General features: G+C 39.3%; 26 protein-coding genes. 12 read left to right on the plus strand and 14 right to left on the minus strand.

The window, feature by feature from the left end; all coding sequences use genetic code 11:
• Window positions 1-7: 7 nt before the first annotated feature.
• The 3 genes from ACLKML_RS13525 to tldD all read left to right on the plus strand — a co-directional run bounded on the left by ACLKML_RS13525 (window position 8) and on the right by tldD (window position 6,241).
• The gene (locus ACLKML_RS13525) at window positions 8-3,868 is read left to right on the plus strand and encodes a YhdP family protein (RefSeq protein ID WP_413285739.1); all 3,861 of its coding nucleotides are present in this window, start codon (window positions 8-10) and stop codon (window positions 3,866-3,868) included.
• 94 nt (window positions 3,869-3,962) lie between these two features.
• Window positions 3,963-4,799 (plus strand): carbon-nitrogen hydrolase family protein, encoded by an 837-nt coding sequence (locus ACLKML_RS13530; RefSeq protein ID WP_413285740.1) that lies wholly within the window; start codon window positions 3,963-3,965, stop codon window positions 4,797-4,799.
• On the plus strand, window positions 4,796-6,241 hold the full coding sequence (gene tldD / locus ACLKML_RS13535; RefSeq protein ID WP_413285741.1) for a metalloprotease TldD: 1,446 nt from the start codon (window positions 4,796-4,798) through the stop codon (window positions 6,239-6,241). Before ACLKML_RS13530 ends, tldD begins: the two co-directional genes overlap by 4 nt.
• Window positions 6,242-6,367: 126 nt before the next feature.
• Here the strand turns inward: tldD and ACLKML_RS13540 are convergent.
• Together ACLKML_RS13540 and yjgA are read right to left on the minus strand one after the other, a co-directional pair.
• Window positions 6,368-7,524, minus strand: a protein-coding gene (locus tag ACLKML_RS13540) for an IS3 family transposase (RefSeq protein ID WP_413282446.1) whose coding sequence is annotated in 2 segments (ribosomal slippage) — window positions 6,368-7,263 and window positions 7,263-7,524 — 1,158 coding nt in all. Because the reading frame shifts where the segments join, the coding sequence is not laid out codon by codon here.
• Window positions 7,525-7,603: 79 nt separating this feature from the next.
• Window positions 7,604-8,128 (minus strand): ribosome biogenesis factor YjgA, encoded by a 525-nt coding sequence (gene yjgA, locus ACLKML_RS13545; protein ID WP_413285742.1) that lies wholly within the window; start codon window positions 8,126-8,128, stop codon window positions 7,604-7,606.
• 116 nt (window positions 8,129-8,244) lie between these two features.
• On the opposite strand from yjgA, the gene pmbA reads away from it, so the two are divergent.
• Complete coding sequence (gene pmbA, locus ACLKML_RS13550) at window positions 8,245-9,588, plus strand: metalloprotease PmbA (protein ID WP_413285743.1); 1,344 nt, start codon at window positions 8,245-8,247, stop codon at window positions 9,586-9,588.
• 164 nt (window positions 9,589-9,752) lie between these two features.
• Here pmbA and mgtE read toward each other — a convergent pair whose 3' ends face one another.
• The 12 genes from mgtE to ACLKML_RS13610 all read right to left on the minus strand — a co-directional run bounded on the left by mgtE (window position 9,753) and on the right by ACLKML_RS13610 (window position 19,158).
• Complete coding sequence (gene mgtE, locus ACLKML_RS13555) at window positions 9,753-11,120, minus strand: magnesium transporter (RefSeq protein WP_317718368.1); 1,368 nt, start codon at window positions 11,118-11,120, stop codon at window positions 9,753-9,755.
• A gap of 166 nt (window positions 11,121-11,286) precedes the next feature.
• Window positions 11,287-11,568 carry an HPr family phosphocarrier protein gene (locus ACLKML_RS13560; RefSeq protein WP_317718367.1) on the minus strand — a complete coding sequence of 94 codons (282 nt, stop codon included), beginning with the start codon at window positions 11,566-11,568 and terminating at the stop codon, window positions 11,287-11,289.
• Window positions 11,569-11,571: 3 nt separating this feature from the next.
• The gene (rapZ, locus tag ACLKML_RS13565) at window positions 11,572-12,462 is read right to left on the minus strand and encodes an RNase adapter RapZ (RefSeq protein ID WP_413285744.1); all 891 of its coding nucleotides are present in this window, start codon (window positions 12,460-12,462) and stop codon (window positions 11,572-11,574) included.
• A gap of 2 nt (window positions 12,463-12,464) precedes the next feature.
• Window positions 12,465-12,917 (minus strand): PTS IIA-like nitrogen regulatory protein PtsN, encoded by a 453-nt coding sequence (gene ptsN / locus ACLKML_RS13570; protein WP_413285745.1) that lies wholly within the window; start codon window positions 12,915-12,917, stop codon window positions 12,465-12,467.
• A gap of 2 nt (window positions 12,918-12,919) precedes the next feature.
• Window positions 12,920-13,207 carry a ribosome hibernation promoting factor gene (gene hpf / locus ACLKML_RS13575; protein WP_317718364.1) on the minus strand — a complete coding sequence of 96 codons (288 nt, stop codon included), beginning with the start codon at window positions 13,205-13,207 and terminating at the stop codon, window positions 12,920-12,922.
• 63 nt (window positions 13,208-13,270) lie between these two features.
• Complete coding sequence (locus tag ACLKML_RS13580; RefSeq protein ID WP_413285746.1) at window positions 13,271-14,743, minus strand: RNA polymerase factor sigma-54; 1,473 nt, start codon at window positions 14,741-14,743, stop codon at window positions 13,271-13,273.
• 108 nt (window positions 14,744-14,851) lie between these two features.
• Window positions 14,852-15,577, minus strand: a complete 726-nt coding sequence (gene lptB / locus ACLKML_RS13585; RefSeq protein ID WP_413285747.1) for an LPS export ABC transporter ATP-binding protein — start codon at window positions 15,575-15,577, stop codon at window positions 14,852-14,854.
• A gap of 1 nt (window position 15,578) precedes the next feature.
• The gene (gene lptA, locus ACLKML_RS13590; protein ID WP_413285748.1) at window positions 15,579-16,076 is read right to left on the minus strand and encodes a lipopolysaccharide transport periplasmic protein LptA; all 498 of its coding nucleotides are present in this window, start codon (window positions 16,074-16,076) and stop codon (window positions 15,579-15,581) included.
• Complete coding sequence (lptC, locus tag ACLKML_RS13595) at window positions 16,057-16,620, minus strand: LPS export ABC transporter periplasmic protein LptC (RefSeq protein ID WP_413285749.1); 564 nt, start codon at window positions 16,618-16,620, stop codon at window positions 16,057-16,059. The genes lptA and lptC overlap by 20 nt, the downstream gene beginning before the upstream one ends.
• Window positions 16,617-17,189 carry a 3-deoxy-manno-octulosonate-8-phosphatase KdsC gene (gene kdsC / locus ACLKML_RS13600; RefSeq protein ID WP_413285750.1) on the minus strand — a complete coding sequence of 191 codons (573 nt, stop codon included), beginning with the start codon at window positions 17,187-17,189 and terminating at the stop codon, window positions 16,617-16,619. Before kdsC ends, lptC begins: the two co-directional genes overlap by 4 nt.
• On the minus strand, window positions 17,189-18,157 hold the full coding sequence (gene kdsD, locus ACLKML_RS13605) for an arabinose-5-phosphate isomerase KdsD (protein ID WP_413285751.1): 969 nt from the start codon (window positions 18,155-18,157) through the stop codon (window positions 17,189-17,191). The genes kdsC and kdsD overlap by 1 nt, the downstream gene beginning before the upstream one ends.
• A gap of 35 nt (window positions 18,158-18,192) precedes the next feature.
• Window positions 18,193-19,158, minus strand: coding sequence for a calcium/sodium antiporter (locus tag ACLKML_RS13610; RefSeq protein ID WP_413285752.1), 966 nt, complete (start codon window positions 19,156-19,158; stop codon window positions 18,193-18,195).
• A gap of 300 nt (window positions 19,159-19,458) precedes the next feature.
• Between ACLKML_RS13610 and mlaF the strand changes: the two genes are divergently transcribed.
• The 8 genes from mlaF to ACLKML_RS13650 all read left to right on the plus strand — a co-directional run bounded on the left by mlaF (window position 19,459) and on the right by ACLKML_RS13650 (window position 24,909).
• Window positions 19,459-20,262, plus strand: a complete 804-nt coding sequence (gene mlaF / locus ACLKML_RS13615; protein WP_413285753.1) for a phospholipid ABC transporter ATP-binding protein MlaF — start codon at window positions 19,459-19,461, stop codon at window positions 20,260-20,262.
• Complete coding sequence (gene mlaE, locus ACLKML_RS13620) at window positions 20,255-21,046, plus strand: lipid asymmetry maintenance ABC transporter permease subunit MlaE (protein ID WP_413285754.1); 792 nt, start codon at window positions 20,255-20,257, stop codon at window positions 21,044-21,046. The genes mlaF and mlaE overlap by 8 nt, the downstream gene beginning before the upstream one ends.
• 2 nt (window positions 21,047-21,048) lie before the next feature.
• Window positions 21,049-21,528 (plus strand): outer membrane lipid asymmetry maintenance protein MlaD, encoded by a 480-nt coding sequence (gene mlaD / locus ACLKML_RS13625; RefSeq protein WP_413285883.1) that lies wholly within the window; start codon window positions 21,049-21,051, stop codon window positions 21,526-21,528.
• Between the two features lie 22 nt (window positions 21,529-21,550).
• Window positions 21,551-22,186 carry an ABC transporter substrate-binding protein gene (locus ACLKML_RS13630; RefSeq protein WP_413285884.1) on the plus strand — a complete coding sequence of 212 codons (636 nt, stop codon included), beginning with the start codon at window positions 21,551-21,553 and terminating at the stop codon, window positions 22,184-22,186.
• A complete protein-coding gene (locus tag ACLKML_RS13635; RefSeq protein ID WP_413285755.1) occupies window positions 22,183-22,488 on the plus strand; it encodes a lipid asymmetry maintenance protein MlaB in 306 nt (101 codons plus the stop codon). The genes ACLKML_RS13630 and ACLKML_RS13635 overlap by 4 nt, the downstream gene beginning before the upstream one ends.
• Window positions 22,489-22,499: 11 nt before the next feature.
• Complete coding sequence (gene ibaG / locus ACLKML_RS13640; RefSeq protein WP_413285756.1) at window positions 22,500-22,754, plus strand: BolA family iron metabolism protein IbaG; 255 nt, start codon at window positions 22,500-22,502, stop codon at window positions 22,752-22,754.
• 7 nt (window positions 22,755-22,761) lie between these two features.
• Window positions 22,762-24,027 carry a UDP-N-acetylglucosamine 1-carboxyvinyltransferase gene (murA, locus tag ACLKML_RS13645; RefSeq protein WP_413285757.1) on the plus strand — a complete coding sequence of 422 codons (1,266 nt, stop codon included), beginning with the start codon at window positions 22,762-22,764 and terminating at the stop codon, window positions 24,025-24,027.
• A 150-nt stretch (window positions 24,028-24,177) separates the two neighbouring features.
• Window positions 24,178-24,909: a 1-acylglycerol-3-phosphate O-acyltransferase gene (locus ACLKML_RS13650; RefSeq protein ID WP_413285758.1), complete on the plus strand. Its 732-nt coding sequence runs from the start codon at window positions 24,178-24,180 to the stop codon at window positions 24,907-24,909.
• Window positions 24,910-24,997: the final 88 nt, after the last annotated feature.

Here is a 24,997-nt window from a genome sequence, read left to right on the forward strand (position 1 = left end):
AGTATATGTGGCTTCATTAGCAGCGAAAAGCAGTAGATTAGTATTATGGCTAATAGTGATAGTAACGGTTTTTTTTGCCGTTGCGGTCACTACGCTGCGCATTGCCCTTCCTAAGCTAGATTATTTTCAAGCGGAAATAAGCAGTTTTGTTGAAGAGGTTTCTGGATTACCATTTGAGATAGGTGAGGTGAAAGGTTATTGGCGAAATACTCATCCTTCAATATCATTAAAAAAATTGAACGTTTCGAGTGTTTTTGATCAAAATGTCACCTTTGATATTAATGAGGTCGAGTTAGAGTTTGATTTAATTAAAACTATTATCACACTCGAACCGCAAGTTGCCTCGTTAAATCTGAAAGGTCTACAACTCGATATCAGTGATATTAATTTATTTAAATCAGACCAGTCTTCTCTCCATACCCCGACAGAAAACAATTCAAATATTGCCCAAATTGAGAAATTATTTTTTCGTCAGTTGAAAGATTTCAACTTATTAGAGTCGACGATTACTTACCAAACTTATGATGGTGATATCAGGTCGTTAGATATCGAGCAATTAAAGTGGAGAAATAGAGACCAGAATCATAAATTAGAAGGTTCGATCAGTGTAGTCGGAAGCCATATTAATAGCTTAGCGGTTAAAGCGGATTTTTCGGATAATGGTTCAATTAGTAATGTATCGGGGGACTTTTTTCTTCAGGCTCGTAACATTAGAGTGACTCCTTGGTTAACCAATGACTGGATACAAGAGACGGGTATAACCAGTGGTCATATCTCTTTTAATAGCTGGTTTAGTGTAGAAAATAATAATCCTACCGATGCTTATGTAGCACTGTTGCCGTCTGAATTAAGCTGGAAAGACCAAAGTGAACACTTACTTATTGCTGAAGAGGGAATATTTAAGCTGACGCCTTCATTAAGTGATGAGGGTTGGAAAGTAAGTGGACATTCACTTCGTATTCGAACCGATGAGTATGAATGGCCTAATATGGATCTTGTGTTTGAATCGGTACCCAATCAATGGACATTTAATGCCTCTCAACTTGAGTTAGCTGCGTTGAAGCCATTGGTCACTCTGATCCCTAACTCCGATGAATTGCAACAATGGCTCACAAGACTGAAACCTAGTGCCTTAGTTGAAAATTTAAGAATATCACAGGATAAAGTTACAAAGTCTCTCTCTTATTCCGCTTCTATTGCTAATGGAGAGATACAGAATTGGGAGTTGTTACCAGAAGTTCATGATTTACAAGCAACCATTGCTGGTAATGAATCTGGATTATCAGCACATGTTACCCTTATTGACGATATTCTTCCTTATGGTGATGTTTTTCAGGCTCCCCTCAGAATTAAAAATGGTGAATTACGTATTCATTTAGCAAAAGACCAGCAAGAAGGTTGGCGTCTTTGGTCTGATAAAATATCCGTTGCGACGCCCGATATTCAAGCTCAAGGTGCATTCAGACTCGATTTTCCCCATAACTCTGCTGCTTTTCTTTCATTATACGCCGAAGCTGATGTTTATAATGCAGGTGAGACTTGGCGTTATTTACCGACTCGAGCATTGGGGCAAGATTTAACTAATTATTTATCGACGGCCATTCAAGGCGGAAAAGCGAATAACGCGAAAATAATTTGGTATGGACCGCTTAACGAATTTCCCTACCAAAAAAATGATGGCATTTTTCAGGTACATGTAGGATTAAAAGAGGCTAAATTTAGCTTTGATACTCATTGGCCAACGATTACAGATATGCAGTTGGATTTGCTGTTTGAAAATGATTCTATGTATTTATCTTCTCAATCGGCAAAACTGAACGATGTAAAAGCACAACAAATCACAGGTCAAATACAACACCTTGGCCCAAGCGGGGCGGTTGAAATAAAAGCGAAAGCTTCTGGTAAAGGCCAGGCTGTACGTAATTATATGATGGCAACACCTTTGGTTAATTCAGTTGGTGCGGCATTAACCACCATTAAAATTTCTGGTGATGTCGCTTCTGAATTTCAACTAAAAATTCCATTTGATACCAATATTCCTGCTAGAGCGTGGGGGTTCGCTGATCTCAATAAAAATTATATCCATATTGAATCTCCACCAATGGAGTTAGAGCAGGCGACAGGCAGAATTACATTTGATAACGATATTGTAAGTGCATCAGGTTTATCTGCTTACTTACTCGATCAACCTATATCATTGGACTTTAAAGGTGAGAATTTACAAGCATCATACGCTGTTGGCATTGACATAGTTGGTCACTGGGATGTAGAACCATTAACACCTTATTTAGGTTCATGGACCCAAAAAGTGCAAGGTTATGCCCCGTGGAATATGGGGGTAGATCTACAACTCAACGACGTGGGATTTACTTATCAACTCGATAGTTCGGCGAATTTAGAATTTATTTCTAGTCAGTACCCTGTTCCTTTAGAAAAAGCACTAGGTCAAAAGAGTACACTGCAATTACAAGCATCAGGTAACCAACAGAGTGTTTCTGCTCGATTACAGTTACCCGATATGAAATATCAAGCGCAGATAGACATCACCGGTAAAACACCAGTATTAGAAGCAACAAGTTTACTGATTGGTAAAGGAGGATTCAAAGTCAGTCCTATTGTAGGTCATGATATAAATATTAGGACACCTGCTTTTGATCTTGATAGTTGGCTATCTCTTATCAGCCAACACAGCTCTAGTAATCAAGAATCGCATTTAAGTAAAATGAATACACCGGAAATTCCCATTGCTCAAAGAGTTGATATTTCTACTGACAAATTAACTTTCGCTACTCTCGATTGGAACCACGTTGAATTTAGTGCAAGAAAAAAGAATTTATCTTGGTCAATTGATATAGAAAGCGCTGAAGTAAAAGGTCAAGCAAAATATTTAGCGCCTTATGACCTAACCGTAGCATTAGATACTTTGCATGTGTTTATACCTTCTCTTGATAGTGAATCACCAGAAAAATTGGTATTTCAAGCGGATGAACAAGCCCCACTTATCAGCGAATTTGATAGGAGCTTTCACCAATTGATTCCTAATTTAACATTGAATATTCAAGATTTTTGGTTGCAAGGTTATAAGGTAGGAAAGGTTGATATCGATTTGCAGCGCAAAGGAAAACGTATCAATTGGAATAACATCGCTATCAATAGCGGTAAAAGTCAGATTAACGCCAAAGGTTGGTGGGAGTTGAATGAAAACATCAGTCAATCTTCAATTGATATGTCCATGAAAGGGGAAAATAATACCGAACTATTAGAACGGTTTGGTATTCGTTCTGGTATACAGAAAGCACCTTTTGAAATGACATCTCACTTAGCATGGAATGGCGCGCCATGGTCAATGCAAATTGATACGTTAAATGGAGATATGACGGCTAAATTTGGCAAAGGTATTATTTCAGGAGCAGGAAACGCAGCTAAGTTTCTTGGTATGTTTAGCTTAGATTCTATCATAAGAAAGATGCAACTTGATTTTACCGACGTGTTTGATAAAGGTTTGGCATTTAGTCATATTACGGGCTCTGGTAAAATGGAAAAAGGCGTTTTTGTCACTAACAATTTAGAAATGGATGCCACTGCGGGTGAGATGCTTATCCGTGGTATGGCTGACTTGAATAACAATATAGTGGATGCTGAGGTTGAATTTACGCCTGATCTCACATCAGGTATTCCGGTACTCACGGCTTTTGCCGTCGCTCCACAAACTGCTATTGTTGTGTTTGCTATTTCTACTGTTATTTCTCCTGTGGTTGATGTGTTTACGAAAATTCGCTACCAAATAGTAGGAACACTGGATTCACCCGAAGTCAAAGAGCTTTCTAGAAGTAAAGGTGAATATAAATTACCTAGCGGTAGCCGTTAATTATATCATTAGTAATATACTGTGATAGTTAATAGAAATAGCAGGTAGTAAAGTCGTCATTAGTTAATCATGTTGAATAAAAACAGGAAGTACTATGAATAGTATTGGTATCATTCAGATGACATCGGGCTCTGAACCAGAAAAAAACGTGGCGTTTATTGATGTTCAACTGAAACAGCTGGCTAAAGAAGGGGCTCAGCTCGTTCTTATGCCGGAAAACTGTCTTGTTTTTGGTTCTAAGGCTGACTATAGGCTTCATGCTGAACCATTAGATACTGGAATTATTCAGCAACAATTATCGGCAATGGCGAAGCGATATAATCTTTGGTTGATCATTGGTAGTATGCCTATTATTCGAGGTAATCAAATTAGCGCAACTTGCTTAGTGATTAATAGTAACGGTGAGCGGACGGCGTATTACGATAAACTGCATATGTTTGATGCCGATGTTGAAGATAAACAAGGTCGTTATCGGGAATCAGAAATATTTCAAGCGGGCAATGACGTGGTAGTGGTGGACACACCAGTAGGAAAAGTCGGACTGGCTATTTGTTATGATATTCGCTTTCCTCAATTATTTTTAGAATTAGCAGCAAAAGGTGCACAAATTATTTCTCTGCCTGCAGCGTTTACTGTTCCTACCGGTGAAGCGCACTGGTCTGTTTTAATGAGAGCGCGAGCGATAGAGTCCCAATGTTGGATTATTGCGAGTGCGCAAACGGGCCAACACCCATGTGGAAGAGAAACGTGGGGACACTCTATGATTGTTTCCCCTTGGGGAAAAGTGACGCAGCAACTTGGTCGTGAAGTGGGCGTTTTACAAGGTCATATTGATCATCGAATTACTAATTCCGTTAGAAATAATATGCCCCTGTCTAAACATGCTCGATTTCACTCAGAATTAAAAAAACTAAATAAAGGCAACGAATGACCATTAATCGTGTTGAAAATGATTTACTCGCCCCATCTGGCTTAACAGAACAGCATATAGCCGACACCTTAGCTAGTATTGTTACTCGCCAAGTGGATTATGCTGATATTTATTTCCAATCCAGTTGGCATGAATCTTTAGTACTGGAAGACAGTATTATTAAAGATGGATCATTTAATATCGATCGTGGTGTTGGAGTGCGAGCCATTACAGGTGAAAAAACTGGGTTTGCTTATTCAGATCAAGTTCAGTTAGACAGCTTACAGCAGAGTGCCATTGCGGCTAAAGGCATTGCTCAACAAGGGCAAGCTGGTAGTGTAAAAACGTTCAGTAAATCGGCGAATAGCAATAGTTATTCGAGCGTAAACCCGTTAGAAAGCTTGGAAAAACAGCAAAAAATAGATCTTCTCAAAGAGTTAGATGCTTATATTCGCACTAAAGAGCCCTTGATTAAAGAAGTGTCGGTTAGTTTAAGTGGTGTTTATGAACAAGTGTTAGTTGCCGCGACAGATGGGACTTATGCTGCAGATATTCGACCGCTTGTGCGTCTATCTATTAGTGTTTTAGCGATGAAAGGCGATAGAAGGGAACGAGGTAGTGCTGGTGGTGGTGGCCGATATGGGTACGATCATTTTTTGACTAATGAAGGTGGCCGAAAAGTCGCGTTTTCATTCGCTGATGAAGCGATAAGACAAGCATTAGTCAATCTAGAAGCAGACGCTGCACCCGCGGGTGCGATGCCGGTTGTACTAGGTGGTGGTTGGCCAGGGGTATTATTACATGAAGCGGTTGGGCATGGCTTAGAAGGTGATTTTAATCGAAAAGGGTCATCGGTCTTCTCTGGTAAGGTTGGCGATAAAGTGACCTCCAGTCTTTGTACTATTGTCGATGATGGAACAATGCTCGATCGTCGAGGTTCATTGAATATTGACGATGAAGGTGTACAAGGGCAATACAATACTTTGATTGAAAATGGAGTATTGAAAGGTTATATCCAGGATAAGCATAATGCTCATCTAATGGGGGTTAAGCCAACAGGTAATGGACGCAGAGAATCGTACGCTCACTTACCTATGCCTCGGATGACTAATACGTATATGTTACCGGGAGAGCATAGCCCAGAAGAGATCATTTCAACGGTTAAAAAAGGACTTTACGCTCCTAATTTTGGAGGTGGTCAAGTTGATATTACCTCAGGTAAGTTTGTTTTTTCGACCTCAGAAGCTTATTTGATTGAAAATGGTAAAGTGACTCGCCCTGTAAAAGGAGCAACACTTATTGGTTCTGGTATTGAAGCAATGCAGCAAGTGTCCATGGTAGGAAATGATTTATCACTCGATAAAGGAGTAGGTGTTTGCGGCAAAGCAGGACAAAGTGTCCCTGTAGGCGTCGGCCAACCGACCTTGAAGTTAGATTCGATTACTGTTGGTGGCACAGAGTAACAAGGTAAAATAAGATAAATTTATCTTATTACTTAGGCTCTGTGATATCCGCTTATCTTACAAGCTCAGCATAATGCCGAGCTTGTAAGAACAATGTTGTAATGATCCACTAATACTGGAGAGTTCTTAAGCCGCTTTTTTCATCTGAACATATTGTTCATGCGGAGTAATATAGTTTAATCCGCTGTGTCGCCGTTTGTAATTGTAAAAAGCAATATAACTCTCTACTTCAGATATCACCGCTTGGTGATTGATAAAGCTCAGCATATTTAAATGCTCCGACTTTAATGTTCTAAAGAATCGCTCCATGATTGAATTATCCCAACAATTGCCTCTTCGACTCATACTTTGCGTTATATTTAAAGCACTTAGACGATTCCTATAAGCATGGGAACTGTAGTGGCATCCTTGATCTGAATGAGCCATTAATTGAGTTGTATTTGGCTTTTTCCTGATAATCGCCTGATCCAATGCCGCAAGAGTTAGTTTAGTATCAGGTGAGCGAGACAGCGCATGCCCCACGACTTCTTTTGTTGCTAGATCGACTACGCACGCTAGATAGCTCCATCCTTGGTGTGAGCGGATAAAAGTCACATCAGTGACCCAATGGGTATTGTAAGTATCTGGATTAAATTGACGATTTAACAGGTTTGGTGCATATCTTTTTTCTACTCCTGCATCAGGATAATAGTGTTTCTTTTTCGGATAACGAACATAAATGTTTTGCTCTTTCATTAACTTAGCAACCTTATACAGGCTTACTGTGATCCCTTTGTCTACAAGTTCTTCCCTAATTCTACGTTTACCATAGGTGTGATTTGATTCACTTGATATTACTCGGATTTGATGACGAAGTTGAATATCACTCCGTTTATTTATCTTTCTGTAATAAAAATTGCTCAATGACACCTTAAGTACTCGACACAACTCAGAGACAGTATAATTAGGATACGCTTTCTTCATTTGCCTAACGGCATCTTGTTTTAGTTGTCTCGTATGAACAAAGCGCTGGCTTTTTTTAATATATCGATGTCTCTATTCGCTCTATCTAATTGTTTTTCCAGCTCTTGTATTTTTTGTTGCTCAGGCGTTATGGCTTTCTGGTTTTGAGGGGTAATGCCTTGCTTTTCCGCTTTATATTGTCTTTTCCATCTAACCACGGCAGAAGAACATGCCCCCGATATTTCTTGTATTTGTTGATTAGAATATCCATCTTCAACCATCATTTTTGCATATTCTAGTTTTTGTTGGTCGGAAATAATTACTCGTTCTTTTCGTTTCATAATTTGGCCTCATTTATCATATGATTATAAGGCTTAATTAGTCTCCAGGATAATCGTACCATTACAATGTAGATTACTTTTAATTTAATTCGTTAAGCTCTTTGAGTATCTGAAAAATTTCACGATAAGCTTTTGGTGGTTTATTGGCTTTCTTCTCTCTATTGGCTTGTAAGTAAAGTTGACGTAAACGCTGTCTATCTGCATCAGGATACGTCGTTAAAATTTCATTTAATACAGAATCACCTTTCTCAACTAAATCATCCCGTAATTGTTCAAGTTTGTGCAGTTCAGCGGTAGCTTGTGAATGTTTATTTCGATATTTATCTAGAGCCGCTTGAATTGGTTCAATTTCAACGCTTTTCATCAATTTACCAATATATTGTAACTGACGTCGTTTGGCCTCATTTTTAAAACGTTGTGCATCGGTTATCGCGATTCTTAGTGAGTCTGGAAGTGGAAACTTCTCCAAAATAGAAGGTTTAAGCCCAACAAGCTCAACGCCTAAATCTTGCAGAGCTTGCATATCTTGTTTCATCTCAGTTTTACTTACCCAGATGATCTCTTCTTCTTCTTCCCATGGTGCTTTTTGGTTTTTTCTTGCCATTTTATTAAGTTCTCGTAGTTATCTAGAGAGATTTGACACTATTTTAGCAAGATTTATGGGGAGAAAGCGAAAACCTTGTTATTCTAAGTAAAGATATTCTCAAAAGAACTGAAATTATGGATGTTAAACAACAAATTGCCCAACAAAAAATAGATCTTGAACTTGCTGTTGAGAAAGCACTAACACTTGCTACTGGTGTTGCTGACGCAGCGGAGGTCGCTATTAATAAAACTACTGGCATTAGTGTGTCGACTCGGATGTGTGAAGTAGAGAATGTTGAGTTTAATAGTGATGGAGCGTTAGGCATCACTGTTTATCGCGGCCAATGTAAAGGTAGTGCTTCTACATCAGACTTAAGTGAAAGAGCGATTCAACAAACGGTGGAAGCGGCGTTAGATATTGCAAAATATACTTCTGAAGATCCGTTTGCAGGTCCGGCGGCAAAAGAATTAATGGTAAAAAAAATACCAGATTTAGATCTTTTTCACCCTGATGAACCTAATCCTGACCATGCAGCTAGTATCGCCATTGCTGCAGAAACAGCAGCGTTAGACTACAGTGATAAAATTAAGCAAAGTGATGGTGCTAGCTATGATAGCCATTATGGTGTAAGAGTTTATGGTAACAGTCATGGTTTACTTGCTAGCTATGCTTCTAGTCGACACAGTATGAGCTGCGTAATGATTGGTGAGGGTAGCGATGGCGGAATGGAAAGAGATTATAGCTACAGTGTCGCTCGTTGTATCGATGATTTATGGACGCCTGAAAAGGTGGGAATCAGTGCTGCAGAAAAAACCTTAGCAAGGTTAGATGCGCGAAAAATAGCAACGGGGCAATGCCCAGTATTGTTTGCCGCTGATGCAGCGACTGGCCTGATTGGCCATTTGATTATGGCGATTAGTGGTGGCAATCTTTATCGAAAATCGTCTTTCTTGCTGGATGGTTTGAATACTCAAGTTTTTCCTGATTGGTTTAATATTGAAGAAAAGCCTCATGTACTGAGAGGGCTCGCATCAAGTCCGTTTGATAGTGAAGGGGTTTATACTCAAGATAGAACCATTATCACAGATGGTATTTTATCAACCTATCTTCTTACCAGTTATTCGGCACGTAAGCTTAATATGACGCCAACAGGTCATGCAGGAGGGATCCATAACTGGTTTGTGAAACCTACGGGAGAAACGTTTGAACAGATGGTGAAAACGCTGGGTACAGGATTACTTGTTACCGAGTTGATGGGACAAGGCGTAAATATTGTCACAGGTGATTATTCTCGTGGTGCGTCTGGTTTTTGGGTTGAAAATGGTGAAGTTCAGTATCCAGTATCAGAAATCACTATTGCTGGTAACTTAAAAGAAATGTTTAAGCAAATTGTAGCAGTGGGTAGCGACATTGAAACTCGTTCACAAATTCAAACCGGTTCTATTTTAATTGAATCAATGAAAGTGGCGGGTGAGTAATCATCGCTAGTTGGTATAAACGCTAGAGAGTATTAAAGGGTTAGCGTAATGGTTAGTTAGCACCTCTTGTAGAGGTGCTTGGATTATAGAACGCCTTCTATAAGGTATTGGAGGAGATGAGGCGTATTATTAGGTTAAGAGGACTGATACCTAGAGTAATAAGATTATATTAACAAGCTTGCTAGCCCTAAAAATACAGATAGACCGATGACATCGGTAATGGTGGTTAATGCCATTCCGCCAGCTAAAGCAGGGTCAACGTTGATTTTTTTCAATAAAATTGGAATGGTCACACCTGCTATACCAGCAACGATCAAATTGGTGAGCATGGCCGCAGATATAATACCGCCTAATAACCAATCGTCTTTCCATAAAACAACGATTCCACCAATAATGCAGGCCCACAAAATACCGTTTAATAGACCAATAGCGGCTTCTTTTAGAAGTAATTCTTTCTTGTTACTGTCACCTATGTGTCCTAATGCTAACCCTCTTATCACTAGTGCGACGGTTTGATTTCCGGCTACACCTCCCATTGAAGGTACAATAGTCATTAGTACCGCAATTGCGGCCATTTGTTCGAGTGTGGCTTCAAACATGTTAGATACAGAGGCAGCGGCTAAAGCAGCAAGCACATTGGCTCCAAGCCAAACACTTCTTCTTCTGGTTGATTTAAAGACTGGAGCAAAGGTATCTTCGTCATCGTCCATACCCGCTAAGCTCATCATAGAGTGTTCTGCATCTTCGCGTATTATATCGACCACATCATCGATGGTAATACGACCAACTAAGTGTTGATTTTCATCGACGACGGGAGCTGATACCCAATTTCGACGTTCAAACAGGCTGGCAACATCAGAGTCACTGGTTTCAACTAAAATCGCTTCATCGGCGTCGTCCATGACTTCACTAACTTGAATATCAGGTTGAGTGGTGATTAATGTTGTTAATGAAAGATGGCCTATAAGCCGGCTTTCTTTATCTATGACATACAAAGCATCGGTAACATCAGGAAGTTCGCCTTTCATCCGCAAGTAACGTAATACAACATCTAGATCGACGTCACCACGAATTGTGGTAACGTCGGTATTCATCATGCCGCCAGCGGTGTCTTCGGGATAAGAGAGCGCCGTTTCGACTCGCAGTCGATCGGCAATATCCATTTGGTCGAGAATTTCTTTAGAGACATCATTTGGTAAACTACGTAAAACGTAGGCCAAATCATCGGTATCCATGCCTTCGGTCGCTTCAACGAATTTCTCAGGGGCCATTTGTGAAACAAGTGCATCTTTGACATCTTCATTCAGTTCATCAAGAATTTCACCGTAGTCTTCAGGATCGGTCAGTTGCCACAGTACATCACGAGATTTCCTAGGGGATGATTCCAGTAGATGGGCGATATCTTCAGGTTCCATATCCTGAAGTTGACGTCGGACATGAACAAAGCGACCACTATCTAGTGCGTCGCTAACTTCTTGGAGGGTTTGATGAGCTTGTTGAGCTTGATCGAGTTCTTGTTGCTGCTCTGCCATTGCCCCTCCTAGAGGATAAAATACGGAAATTTTTTAGAATAGTAACGCAATTCTACTTCTTGTTTAATAAGTTCTTATTACTAAAGCGGAATTTTTTGTTTATTACGGCTGAATTTATGGCGTTTTTTGCTCATGAATTGAGTATAGCGTCAGTCACTGGCAAGCTTTATTCGTCTTCTTCGAATTTAGCTTCTATTAATTGGCAAACGGCGGTTAAAGCTTGGTCGGCTTGTTCGCCTTCTGCGTTAACGGTGACATATTGTCCTTGAGCCGATTCTAACATTATCAAGCCCATTACACTGTCGGCGGACATTTCTTTGTTTTCTTCATTACTGACGGTAACTGTAGCGTTATAACTTTGAGATAATTCCACTAATTTTACGGCTGCTCGTGCATGTAACCCTAATCGATTTTGGATTAATACTTTTTTACTGCGTCTTAATGTCATGGTTTATAACCGCCGTTTTTCTATGCTCGTATGTCGAATCTGTACCTGTTTACCGAGAGATTTAAAATACTCACCCAATTGTTGCGTTATGTAAACAGAGCGATGTTTTCCTCCGGTGCAACCAATAGCAATAGTAAGGTAACTGCGGTTATTTTTTTCCAGATCGGGAAGCCACTTTTCCACAAATTTTTTGATGTCACTCTCTAATTCTACTACACAGGCTTGTTGTCCAAGAAAATCAGTAACGGGTTTATCTAATCCTGTGTAAGCTCTGAGATTCGGTTCCCAGTGCGGATTAGGTAAAAAGCGTACATCGAATATGTAGTCAGCATCATGAGGTAAGCCATATTTAAAACCGAATGATTCAAATACCATAACTAATTCGTTTCTTTCTCTGCCTAAGATCCTTAAACGAACTAATTCACTCAGATCATGCAGCGATTGATCACTGCTATCAATGACTAAGTCAGCTTGTTCTTTTACGTATTCTAATAAGCGTTTTTCTTTTTTAATGGCTTGTTCAAGTGATAATTTTTCACTGCCTAAAGAGAGAGGATGAATACGTCGAGTTTCACTGTATCTTTTTAGTAATGATTCTTGGCTGGCACCTAAAAAGAACACGGTAACATCGGTTGATTCTCTTAATTGCGCAATTTTTTCTACGATATCTTGAGGGTTTGTCGGTAGGTTTCGAATATCGATACTTACTGCGATATTTTGTTGGCTATGTTTTGTGGACTCTACAAATTGGTCTAACAAAGCAACGGGTAGGTTATCTACAGTGTAGTAACTGAGGTCTTCAAGTACTCGAAGAGCAACGCTTTTTCCTGCGCCAGATTGGCCACTTATGATAACAAAATGATTTTTCTTCTCACTTGAAATAGCTTCAATCATATCTATGGTTTATCTATCATTATATCAAACAGTTCTTGGTCACTTTGCGCGGCTCTAAGCTGTTTCAGAATTTGTTTATTACTCAAGCGCTCAGCCATAGAAGAGAGTGTTTTTAAATGCTCTTTACATTGTGCATCTGGAACCAATAAAGCGAATAATAGATCAACAGGACGATTATCAATTGAATCGAATTCGATTGGGTCTTTACACTGAACGAGTACAGCAACGGCTTTATCCGTTGATGTCAGCATTCTTGCATGAGGAATAGCAATACCATTACCGATACCTGTACTGCCCATTTTTTCTCTATTCAGCATACATTGGAATAGTTCGGTTGAGTTCTCTCCAGTATGTTCAGCCGCTATTTGGCTTATTAGCTCTAGCGCTCTTTTTTTACTGGTACATTGGACTGCACTTTTAGTGCAATCCAATGTAAGGACTTGATTAATTTGCATAGTTAATGGTTACTAAGTTTCTCTTTGTGTTTGTTTAACTGACGTACAAGTTTATCGACTAGAGAATCTATAGCAGCATACATGTTCTCTTCATCTGCAGTAGCATGGATATCACCTTGGCTAACATGCAGTGTCGCTTCGGCGATATGGTGCACTTTTTCTAAGCGTAATACCACATGAACATTGGTAATATTTTCAAAAAAACGCTCTAATTTCTGAAATTTTGTGTGAACGTAGTCTTGCATTGAATCGGTTAGATCAACGTGATGGCCTGTAATATTGATTTGCATAGACTTTCCTTCTTCGTTGTTTACTAGAGTAATAAACTGTTAACTAGAATAATACATCATTTACTAAAGTAGGCGTTTACGCTGACTGGAAGGGGCTATACCTAAAGATTCTCGGTATTTTGCAATTGTACGTCTTGCAACCTTAATTCCTTGGTCAGCTAACAGTGCGGCAATCTTACTATCACTTAATGGCTTAGCCGTATTTTCTGCGGCAACCAATTTCTTTATAAGCGCGCGAATTGCCGTTGATGAACATTCTCCACCATTATCAGTACTAACATGGCTAGAGAAGAAATATTTCAACTCAAATATGCCTCTTGGGGTATGCATAAATTTTTGCGTAGTTACCCTCGATATGGTTGATTCATGCATTTCTACGGCTAATGCAATATCATTAAGTACCATAGGTTTCATTGCTTCTTCTCCGAAATCGAAGAAGCCTTGTTGGTGTTCCACAATACAACGAGCGACTTTTAATAACGTCTCATTTCGGCTTTCCAGGCTTTTAATCAACCATTTTGCTTCTTGAAGATTACTACGGATAAATTGGCCGTCTGGGCTATTTCCTTTCCCGAGTGCAGCATATTGTTGATTGACTTTCAATCTTGGTACGCTGTCAGGGTTAATGGTGACAGACCACTTTCCTTTGTCTTTGAACACACTCACATCAGGAATCACGTATTCCGTTTCATCCGGTGTAATTGAACTTCCGGGTCTAGGGTCTAGTTGTTGAATAAGCAGCATAACTTCGCGAAGCTGAGTTTCTTTCAGTTTGCTTTCTTTAGAGATGAGTTTGTAATCCCTATTGCCTAATTGGTCAATATGATTGGTTAATACCAATTTTGTTTCATTTAACCATGGAGTATCAGGCGGGTATGTCGCTAATTGGAGTAACAGGCACTCTTGTAGATTTCTAGAGGCAACACCAAGCGGATCAAATTGTTGAATGCGTTTGAGTACGGCTTCTACTTCATCCAGTTCAACTTCTTCATTGTTTACACTGTCTAAAATATCTTCAACAGAGATAGTGAGGTAGCCGTATTGATCGATAGCATCGACGATTGCAGTCGCTATTGTTCTATCGGTATCAGAAAATGGCGTTAAATCAAGTTGCCATAATAAATAGTCTTGAAGGCTTTGAGTGGTCTCACCTTGATAGACAGGCATATCGTCATCGAGTGCAATTCCTGTATTTCCTGTATTAGCACTGTATACGTCATCCCAAGAGGCATCGATCTCTAAATCATCTGAAATTTCAGATTTCTCAATCGCATCAGAGCTATCTGGCATTTCAGGCTCAGCTGTTATTTCAGCTGAAGTTTCGGTCACGTTTTCTTCCTTGGTTTTTTCATTGTTGTCGGAAGAGACTGGATCATCTTGACCTTCATCGACATCGAGCAGCGGGTTTGATTCCAGCGCTTCTTGGATCTCTTGTTGGAGATCTAACGTCGATAATTGCAGCAAACGAATGGCTTGTTGCAATTGAGGTGTCATTGCCAGTTGTTGACCTAGCTTTAGTTGTAATGATGGTTTCATCCAGTATTTAAAACCTTGTTCCGTTGTCAGCGTTGCAAAATTAGCGTTCCAAATTAAACGCTAAGTAAATCCATTTATATCTAATCTATTATCCAGTATATCTATTAATCATAGACGGAATTGTTCGCCTAAATAAACTTGTTTTACTTGTTCGTTGTTCAGAACTTGTTCTGGTGTTCCTTCTGCAATGAGATGTCCTTGACTAACAATGTAAGCTTTTTCACAAACATCCAGTGTTTCTCGTACATTATGGTCGGTAATTAATACCCCTAAACCACGATCTCTTAAATGTTCAATGATTTTTTTTATATCAATAACAGATATAGGATCAACACCAGCAAAAGGTTCATCTAATAGTATGAATTCAGGGTTAGCGGCTAAAGCTCGTGCTATCTCAACCCGTCTACGTTCTCCACCAGATAAAGCCATACCTGCACTTTTTCTAATGTGTTGGATATTAAATTCATCTAACAAGTCTTCCATTCTATCTTGTTTTTCTTCACGGCTTAAATTTTTGCGAGTTTCAAGAACTGCCATTATGTTGTCTTCAACGGATAACTTTCGGAAGATAGAAGCTTCTTGAGGTAGATAACCTATACCAAGTCTTGAGCGACTGTGCATAGGTAAAATACTGATATCGTTGTCGTCAATCATTATCCTACCTTCATCACGAGCAACTAGCCCCACAATCATATAAAAGGAGGTTGTTTTGCCTGCGCCATTAGGGCCAAGTAACCCTACTATTTGACCAGATTCAACCGTTAGACTGACATCGGCAACGACTTTTCTATTTTTATAGCTCTTGGCTAAGTGTTCAGCTTTTAATATCGCCATATTATTGTTTTGTTGCTTGCGCTGGTTGAAGAACGGTTTTCACTCGCTCACCTGCACCGCTATTTGCGGTTAGTTTTTGCGACCCAATTTTATAAGTTATCTTATTTCCCTGAATGGTGCTTTCATCTTGTGAAAGGATAGCATCAGAAATCATGGTTAACTGATCTGAACTGACATTATAGTAGAGCTCTTTGGCTTGACCATTTAATGTGTTGCCATCGTCAGTCAGTTGAGAAAAAGTCGTGGGTTCACCATAACCTTCTATTTCTCTTAATGCTCCATTCTCAGGATTTCGTATAACAACCAGTTTATCGGCATTGATACTAATACTACCTTGTTTTAGTTTCACATCACCAGTAAAAGTAACGGTATTACTTTTCATATCCAAATTCTGTGTATCTGAATCTATATAGATAGGCTGATCAGAATCAGATTTAAGTGCGTATGCACTGCTTGTAGCAAATAAACAAGCAAGAAGGCTAAGGTGTAAGAGTTTCATATCTACCTTGTACGTTATTAAATAGTGTGGCGATGTTTTGTCCAAAGTTACCTTTCATCGCTTGCCCTTTATTCTCAAAAGTAGGACCGATCAATAACACAGTATTATCAGCCCAAAAATCCCTATTATCCAACTGAATGGAAAGCGTGTCAGTGGACATGGTATCAAAACTCGCCTCTGGTAATAAGTTTTTCGCTAAAACATTGTCGTATAAAGTCAGCACATGGTTTTTGTCCAATATGCCACGATCTGCGGTTACTTCCCATTCTTTCGTTTCACCTTCTTTATAAATATAAAGAATAGGGTATTCAAATTTAGTTTCACCACTAACAGCGAAATGGTCTAAACGGGACGAGGTAATATGATAACTCCTTACGCCACTATCATTGTAGTTGGTGTTATCGACGTTTTTGCCACTTAAAGCTGGTAGCTCTACATTGGGATTGGTTTGTAGTACATCGGTATCTTTGCTACCAAACAAGTAATAAGCTGATGATGCAGCGATCAGTACTAGGATGGCGTAAAAAATACGATGAATGCTCATATACTTAAACCTTTGTGTACGTCTAGTTCTGACCTTGCTTCTAGAATTAAATCACACACTTCACGTACTGCGCCATAACCCCCTTTGATATGAGTTACGTAGTTGGCTCGTTTGGCCAGTAAAGGGTGTCCATCTGCAACACATACTTTTAGACCGACTTTCTCCATTACGGGCCAATCAATGAGATCGTCACCGATATAGGCAGTCTGTTCTGCAGAAACACTAAGTTTCGAGCAGATATCATTGTAGGCTTGGACTTTATTGTCTTGCCCTTGATAAATCAGTGTTATGCCCAAGGCTTTCATGCGGTTTTCTACTATTTGGGATTTTCGACCAGTGATTATCGCGACCTCAATGCCAGCGTTCATTAGTGATTTGACACCATATCCGTCGCGAGTATGGAAGGTTTTTAGTTCTTCTCCTTGATTGCCCATATAGATTAAGCCGTCAGAGAAAACACCATCAACATCACAAATAAGCAGTTTTATGTCTTTTGCTAGTGCAAATATTTCCTGCTCAACTTGCCCATATAGGGTGTTGATAAGGTTATTTGAATCGGTATTTGGCACTACATTACTCCTGCTTTTAATAAGTCATGCATATTAAGAGCGCCGACGAGTTGATCATCTTCACATAATAATAAGCTAGTAATTTGTCGCTCTTGCATCATATTAACCCCTTCAACAGCAAGCATATTGGGGTTAGCCATTGTTGGGTGTTTAGTCATGACTTCACCAATAACAGTGGTGTAAACATCGACTTTTTGATCTAATAAACGGCGTAAATCACCGTCGGTAAAAATACCGAGTACTTGATTAGATGAGTCGATAATCGCTGTCATCCCCAATCCTTTTTGGGATATTTCAATCAAAGCATCTTTAATTAAAGCGTTTTCCATTACTTTAGGCAAACTGTCACCAGTACGCATAATATCTTTTAATTTTAGCAGTAATTTTCGACCTAATGCGCCACCAGGATGAGACAAAGCAAAATCTTCTGAGGTAAATCCTCTCGCTTGTAATAGGGAAACCGCCAGAGCATCACCCATCACTAATGTTGCGGTTGTACTGCTTGTAGGGGCTTGACCTAATGGGCAAGCCTCTTTGGCAACCGTTATTTGTAAATGAATATCAGCCAGTTTGGCCATAGTTGATGATGGGTTGCCGGTCATACTGATCAGTTTGATATTTAATCTTTTTAATACAGGAAATAAAGAGAGTATTTCCGATGACTCACCCGAATTGGATATAGCAATAACAATATCTTTCGGTTCTATCATTCCGAGGTCACCGTGTGCCGCTTCTCCGGGATGAACAAAAAAAGCAGACGTGCCGGTGCTTGCCAAGGTTGCGGCTATCTTATTGCCTATGTGCCCCGATTTACCCATTCCCATCACTACAACTTTTCCCTTATTATTCAGGATTAAGTCGCATGCAGAGCAGAAATCATCATTGAAGTATTGAGCTAATTGAATTAATCCTGCAATTTCTGTATCTAAGACCTGTTTAGCTGAACTTTTATAGTCAAAAAAAGACATAAACAATAATTCCTATGATGGTTTCAGGGGGGTGACTAAGCGGTCATATTAGCAAATAAGTAGACTTGATAACCAATGAAGAACATGAATAGAATCGAACCTTCTATTCGGTTAATTGAGCGTGACTTGCCTAAGGCAAAAAGAACCAATAGTAAAGAGACTGTCAGCATGACCCAAAAATCACGTCCCATCGCATGTTGGCTTAAAACGGAAGGATTAAGAAGACCAGGAATCCCCATAACTGCCAATATATTGAATACATTGGAGCCGATAATATTACCGACCGCCATATCGTCTTCCCCTTTCAATACACCCGCTAAAGATGCGGCTAATTCAGGTAAACTTGTTCCGATAGCAATGATAGTTAAGCCAATAACTAAATCACTCATACCAAAATATTTTGCGATAATGACGGCATTATCTACTAGGGTATCGGCAGACAGAGGCAAAATAACCAGACCGATAACAACCCACATAGTAGCTTTGAGATTACTTACACCTTCTGGAATTTCAGATTCTTGTTCCTCTATAAAAGAATCGCCATTGCTTTTTTCTTTTTGGCTTATGCGTAACATTGCGAGAATGAATACAGCAAAAAGAACAAATAACAACACACCTTCATAGAAGCCTAAATGGCTATCCCAAAGAATCACTCCGGATAATAAAGTCACAACAATCATAAGGGGTAGTTCACGGCGAATAACTCCGGAACTAATAGACAGTGGTTTTATTAGTGCTGTTATTCCTATGATTAAAGCAATATTAGCAATGTTAGATCCTAAAACATTGCCTACTGCTGTATCGGACTTTCCAGCAAGAGAAGCACTAGCAGATACCATCATTTCAGGTGCAGAGGACCCCATGGCTAGAATGGTCATCCCTATGATCAGAGGTGAAATACCAATATTTTTTGCTAGTGCAGCGGCCCCATACACTAACCTATCAGCACTCCAAACTAAAAAAACCAAACCTACTATAAGAAAAGCTACCGCTTCAAACATGATTATTCCTAACAAAATTTACTATTTAACAAGGTGGCCGCTTATTCTATATCCAGCGTTATAAAAGAGAAGTTCAATTTTGAAGAAATTTATACGGGAATATGTCCGTTTTCTTAGTTACAAGGTTAAATTTGTACATTCTTTAATTTAACTTTGAAATTATACTATTAGAAACAGTACTATTTCTAGTCGAAATAAGGTTAGAATCTGAATCTTATGTATCTTCGCTAAGTTTGTCGATAATATAGCATTTTAATTGATAGCTTTAATAGTGTTTAGCACAGTAGAAAAAGTGACCCTATGCCAGTAACGGATTTTGTAACCATAAATAATCTCACTTTTTGTCGAGGTGATCGAACCATATTTAATAAGGTGAGTTTAGTTGTACCCGAAGGTAAGATTACTGCAATTATGGGGCCTTCAGGAATCGGAAAAACAACCTTATTACGCTTAATTGGAGGGCAAATTCCTCCGGATTCTGGTGATATTTGGTTTGATAAGCAGAATATTCCCAAACTGAGTAGAAGCCAGTTGTATCATGCCCGAAAAAAAATGAGTATGTTGTTTCAGTCTGGAGCGTTGTTCACTGATTTAAATGTCTTCGACAATGTTGCTTTTCCGCTTAGAGAGCACACCCAGTTAACCGATGACTTAATACAAACGCTAGTTAAGTTAAAACTTGAAGCTGTTGGTTTACGCGGTGCTGGGCATTTAATGCCTAGTGAGCTTTCCGGAGGAATGGCTCGCAGAGCGGCGTTAGCGCGCGCAATCGCTCTAGATCCTGAGCTTATCATGTATGATGAACCCTTTGTTGGGCAAGATCCTATTACAATGGGCGTGTTGGTTGAATTAATAAAAAATTTGAACCATGCGCTAGGATTAACCTCTATTGTTGTATCTCATGATGTTCCAGAAGTGATGAGTATTGCCGATTTGGTTTATTTATTAGCCGACGGGCGAATTATTGCTTCAGGCTCGCCTGAACAACTCAGAGCGAATTCTGATCCTATGGTACAACAGTTTTTATTGGGGCATGCCGATGGGCCAGTGCCGTTTCGTTTTCCTGCAAAACCAATCGAAGAGGATCTAATCGATCATGTCTAATCCATTGGTTAATTATTTAGAAAATTTAGGGGCTGCTGGCATTAACAGCTGTCGTTCAGCAGGACGTGCGACATTAATGTTGACTGGAGCCTTGTTTAATAAACCACAGCCACTGAAAAATTTTCCGTTACTAGTAAAACAACTTTACAGTATTGGTGTCCAATCATTAGCTATTATTGTTGTTTCTGGCTTATTTATTGGCATGGTGCTGAGCTTACAAGGCTTTGTTGTCTTGGTTGATTATGGCGCTGAAGGAAGTTTGGGTCAGATGGTGACTCTTTCTCTGTTAAGGGAATTGGGCCCAGTGGTTACGGCTCTGTTGTTTGCTGGTAGAGCTGGCTCTGCTCTTACTGCTGAAATTGGCTTAATGAAAGCTACAGAGCAGCTTTCTAGTTTAGAAATGATGGCAGTCGATCCATTAAAAAGAGTTATTGCACCAAGGTTTTGGGCAGGGTTGATCTCCATGCCATTGCTTGCAATGATTTTTATTACCGTTGGTATATGGGGTGGCCAAATTGTTGGTGTTGATTGGAAAGGAGTTGACCATGGTAGCTTTTGGTCTGCAATTCAATCCTCAGTTCAACTCGGTAGAGACGTTGGAAATAGTTTAATCAAATGTATGGCATTTGCTATTACAGTTACTTGGATCGCTTTATTTAATGGTTACGATGCAATACCAACGTCAGAAGGTATTAGCAAAGCAACAACACGCACAGTAGTGCATTCTTCTTTAGCTGTATTGGGAATTGATTTTGTTCTTACAGCATTGATGTTCGGGAATTAATGATGCAACAAACACGTAAATTGGAACTATGGGTCGGTGCTTTTTTATTCGCAGGGCTAATCGCGGTACTCATTATGGTCTTTAAAGTTGCGAATGTTACCGGGTTGAGTTCTAGTAATTCATATAACCTTAAAGCCTATTTTGATAATATTGGCAGCTTAAAGGTTCGCTCACCCGTGAAAATTGGCGGTGTAGTGGTTGGACGGGTAAGCAGTATCGATTTGGATAAAGACAATTTTACACCAGTGGTGACGATGTCTATTGATGAAAAATATGGCAAATTTCCGGAATCATCTAGTGCAGAAATATTAACGTCGGGCCTCATTGGAGAACAATATATCGGCTTGGTTCCTGGGTTTGTTTTCGATGATATCGAGATGTTAGGAAATGGTGATTATATTGAAGATACTAAATCAGCTATCGTGCTAGAAGATCTTATCGGCCAAGTGTTATATAGCGTAAATGATTCAGATAAGGAGTAGTAGAATGAATTTTTTAAAGAAGATGTTTCATGTGTTCCTTTTCAGCGTCATTCTTTCAGGTGTGAGCTACGCTCAAGAAGTCGATAAGTCCGAACCTTATGACATGATAAAAGCCGTTTCTGAAAATTTGTTTGCTCGTTTAAAAGCCGAAAATAGTGCGATTAGAGAAAATCCAGAGCGATTAAAAATTGTCGTAGAAGAAGAGCTCATGCCTTATATTGATTACCGTTATGCAGCTCTGAAAGTATTAGGTTCTCATCTTAAAAAAGAAAAAAACCGAGATAATGTGATGGAATTTATTGATGCTTTTAGAGGCTATCTTGTCACCTCTTATGCTCAGGTCTTAACACTTTATTCTGATCAATTAGTTCAATTTGAACCGAAAAAACCACTCAATCCAAGTGGCAGAACCACAAGTGTAAAAGTGGATGTTATTGACAACCCAAGGCCTGATATTAAACTCGAATTTAAATTAAGGCTTAATAAAAAAACACAACAATGGTCAGCATTTGACATGGTGGCCGAAGGGATTAGTTTATTATCCACTAAACAGTCTGAATGGAGCTCTACGCTTAGAAAAGACGGTATTCCTGCTGTATCTGAAGAGCTTATTCGACTATCTGCTCAACCTATTCGTTTCGAAGGTGAAGACAAATGAGTAAAAACCAGTGGCAACAAAGTGCCGATGGTTATGCTCTTACCGGAGAACTTACAAGAGAAACAGTGCCTGAGTTGTGGGCACTTCTGCAGCATTGGATACCTAGTCAAACCGAATTAGATGTTTCGCTTCAACAAGTGAAACGAGTTGATTCTGCCGGAATGGTGATGTTGATTCATTTAATTCAACATGCAAAAAAATCAAATTGTCATATAATGCTCTGTTTTGTGCCAGATCAGCTAAAAACATTATTCCAATTAAGCAACATCGAAAGTATGTTGCTTGAACATATTAAAAGATAAGTGGATCTATTGTGGAAAGTATAGAAGTAAAAAAAATCTTAGATGACGCGCTTGAAATTCAAGAGATTCATGTCAAAGGTGATGGTAGTCAATTTGAAGTCATTGCTATTGATTCGTGTTTTGAAACTCTGAATCGAGTAAAAAAACAACAATTAATTTACACGCCTCTGATGGAATATATTCAGAGAAATGATATTCATGCTGTTACGATTAAAACGTTTACTCCAGAAGAATGGGAACGTGATAAGAAATTGATGTCGCTATAAGGTTACTATGGAAAAGTTTAGAGTTACTGGCTCTCATCAACCGCTTTGCGGTGAAGTTGAAATTAGCGGAGCTAAAAATGCGGCATTGCCTATTTTATTTGCAGCCATTTTGGCCGAAGATCCAGTTGAAGTAACCAATGTTCCTAAATTGAAGGACATTGATACAACGATGGAGCTTCTTACTCGTTTAGGGGCAAAAGTTACAAGAAATGGTTCTGTTCATGTTGATAGCAGTTCAATCGATGAATTCTGTGCGCCATACGATTTAGTAAAAACAATGCGAGCCTCTATTTGGGCGTTAGGGCCGTTAGTTGCTCGTTTTGGTCAAGGTCAAGTTTCGCTTCCGGGTGGGTGTGCAATTGGTGCTCGACCTGTTGATTTGCATATTCATGGCCTAGAGCAACTTGGCGCGACGATTACGCTTGATGAAGGTTATGTCAAAGCGGAAGTTGATGGTCGCTTAAAAGGCGCTCATATTGTCATGGACAAAGTGAGTGTTGGAGCAACCATTACCATCATGTGTGCTGCCACGCTTGCGGAAGGTAAAACCATCTTAGACAACGCTGCGCGTGAGCCTGAAATAGAAGATACCGCCAATTTTCTGAATACTTTAGGTGCTAAAATTTCAGGTGCTGGAACAGATACTATTATCATTGAAGGTGTTGAACGCTTAAGTGGTGGTAAACATTCGGTTGTTCCGGATCGTATTGAAACAGGAACTTTTTTAGTTGCCGCAGCGGTTTCTGGTGGCAAAGTATTATGTAAAAAAACCAAATCATCTCTTCTTGAAGCGGTGTTAGCAAAGCTTGAAGAAGCTGGCGCTGACATTAAAACAGGAGAGGATTGGATTAGTCTTGATATGACAGGACGTGAATTAAACGCTGTTTCTATTCGAACGGCTCCGCATCCTGGTTTTCCAACCGATATGCAAGCACAGTTTACATTGCTCAATATGATGGCAAAAGGTGGTGGTGTTATCACTGAAACTATCTTTGAAAATCGTTTTATGCATGTTCCAGAGTTACAACGTATGGGAGCAAAAGCGGAAGTTGAAGGTAACACGGTTATTTGTGGCGACGTAGAAGAATTGAGTGCCGCTCAAGTTATGGCGACAGATTTACGTGCGTCAGCCAGCTTGGTTATTGCAGGATGTATTGCCAAAGGCGAGACGATTGTTGATCGTATTTATCATATCGATCGTGGTTATGAAAAAATAGAAAATAAGTTAAAAAAACTAGGGGCCAACATAGAACGCTTTAGTGGCTCTAGCTAACAATAATCTATGAACAACCGAAATCTGTAAGGTTTCGGTTGTTCATTGGTTACAACTTGATTTTATCGTCAGTTCTATCATGGACTGATTTTTTATACTTACTGATTTTTATAAATAGATAGATACTTCTATTTATAACGGAGAAGCTTAATGGTGGCGTTATTACGTGTTATTGCCGTGCTGATATTTGCAATAGTCATGTTTGTGTTTGGTTGTGGTTATAGTTTACTTACGCCACGAGATCCTAAGCTGGTTTACATTATTGGTGGTAAATTTTGTAAGATGGCAAGGTTTTTTGGATTCAAATTAGAATTAAGATTTCCTGATGATGCCTATAATAGAGGCCAACATCTCTACATCGCTAATCACCAAAATAATTGGGACCTCTTTACGGTTTCTTCAGCTGTTACACCAAAAGTTGTCACAGTTGGTAAAAAAAGTTTAGTTTGGATCCCACTTTTTGGACAGCTATATTGGATCACTGGTAATATTCTTATCGATCGTTTTAATCGTTCGAGAGCCAAAGGCACTATTGATCAAGTGGTAGATAAATTGAAGTCGAGTGATATTTCTGTTTGGATGTTTCCCGAAGGAACACGTTCGCGCGGCCGTGGGTTACTTCCCTTTAAAACTGGCGCTTTTCATGCTGCTATAGGAGCAGGAATACCTGTTATTCCTATTGTATGCAGTACAACTCAGGATAAAATTAAATTTAACCGTTGGAATAATGGCCACGTTATTGTTGAGATGTTGCCACCCATCAGTACCGAAGGGTATAAAAAAGAAAACGTGCGTGAGTTAGCTAATTTATGTCGTGAACAGATGAAAGCGAAGCTAGAAGAGCTTGATGCAGAAGTCGAACGTCGGAATGCACAAAAATAGCACTAGACTGCTTCTTAACTTGGGGTATTAAATTAACTTAAGATATTAAATAGTCAATTAACGAATAAATTAAGTAAAAAATAAAGAG

The organism is Vibrio sp. MA40-2 (assembly GCF_047302445.1).
Lineage (GTDB): Bacteria > Pseudomonadota > Gammaproteobacteria > Enterobacterales > Vibrionaceae > Vibrio.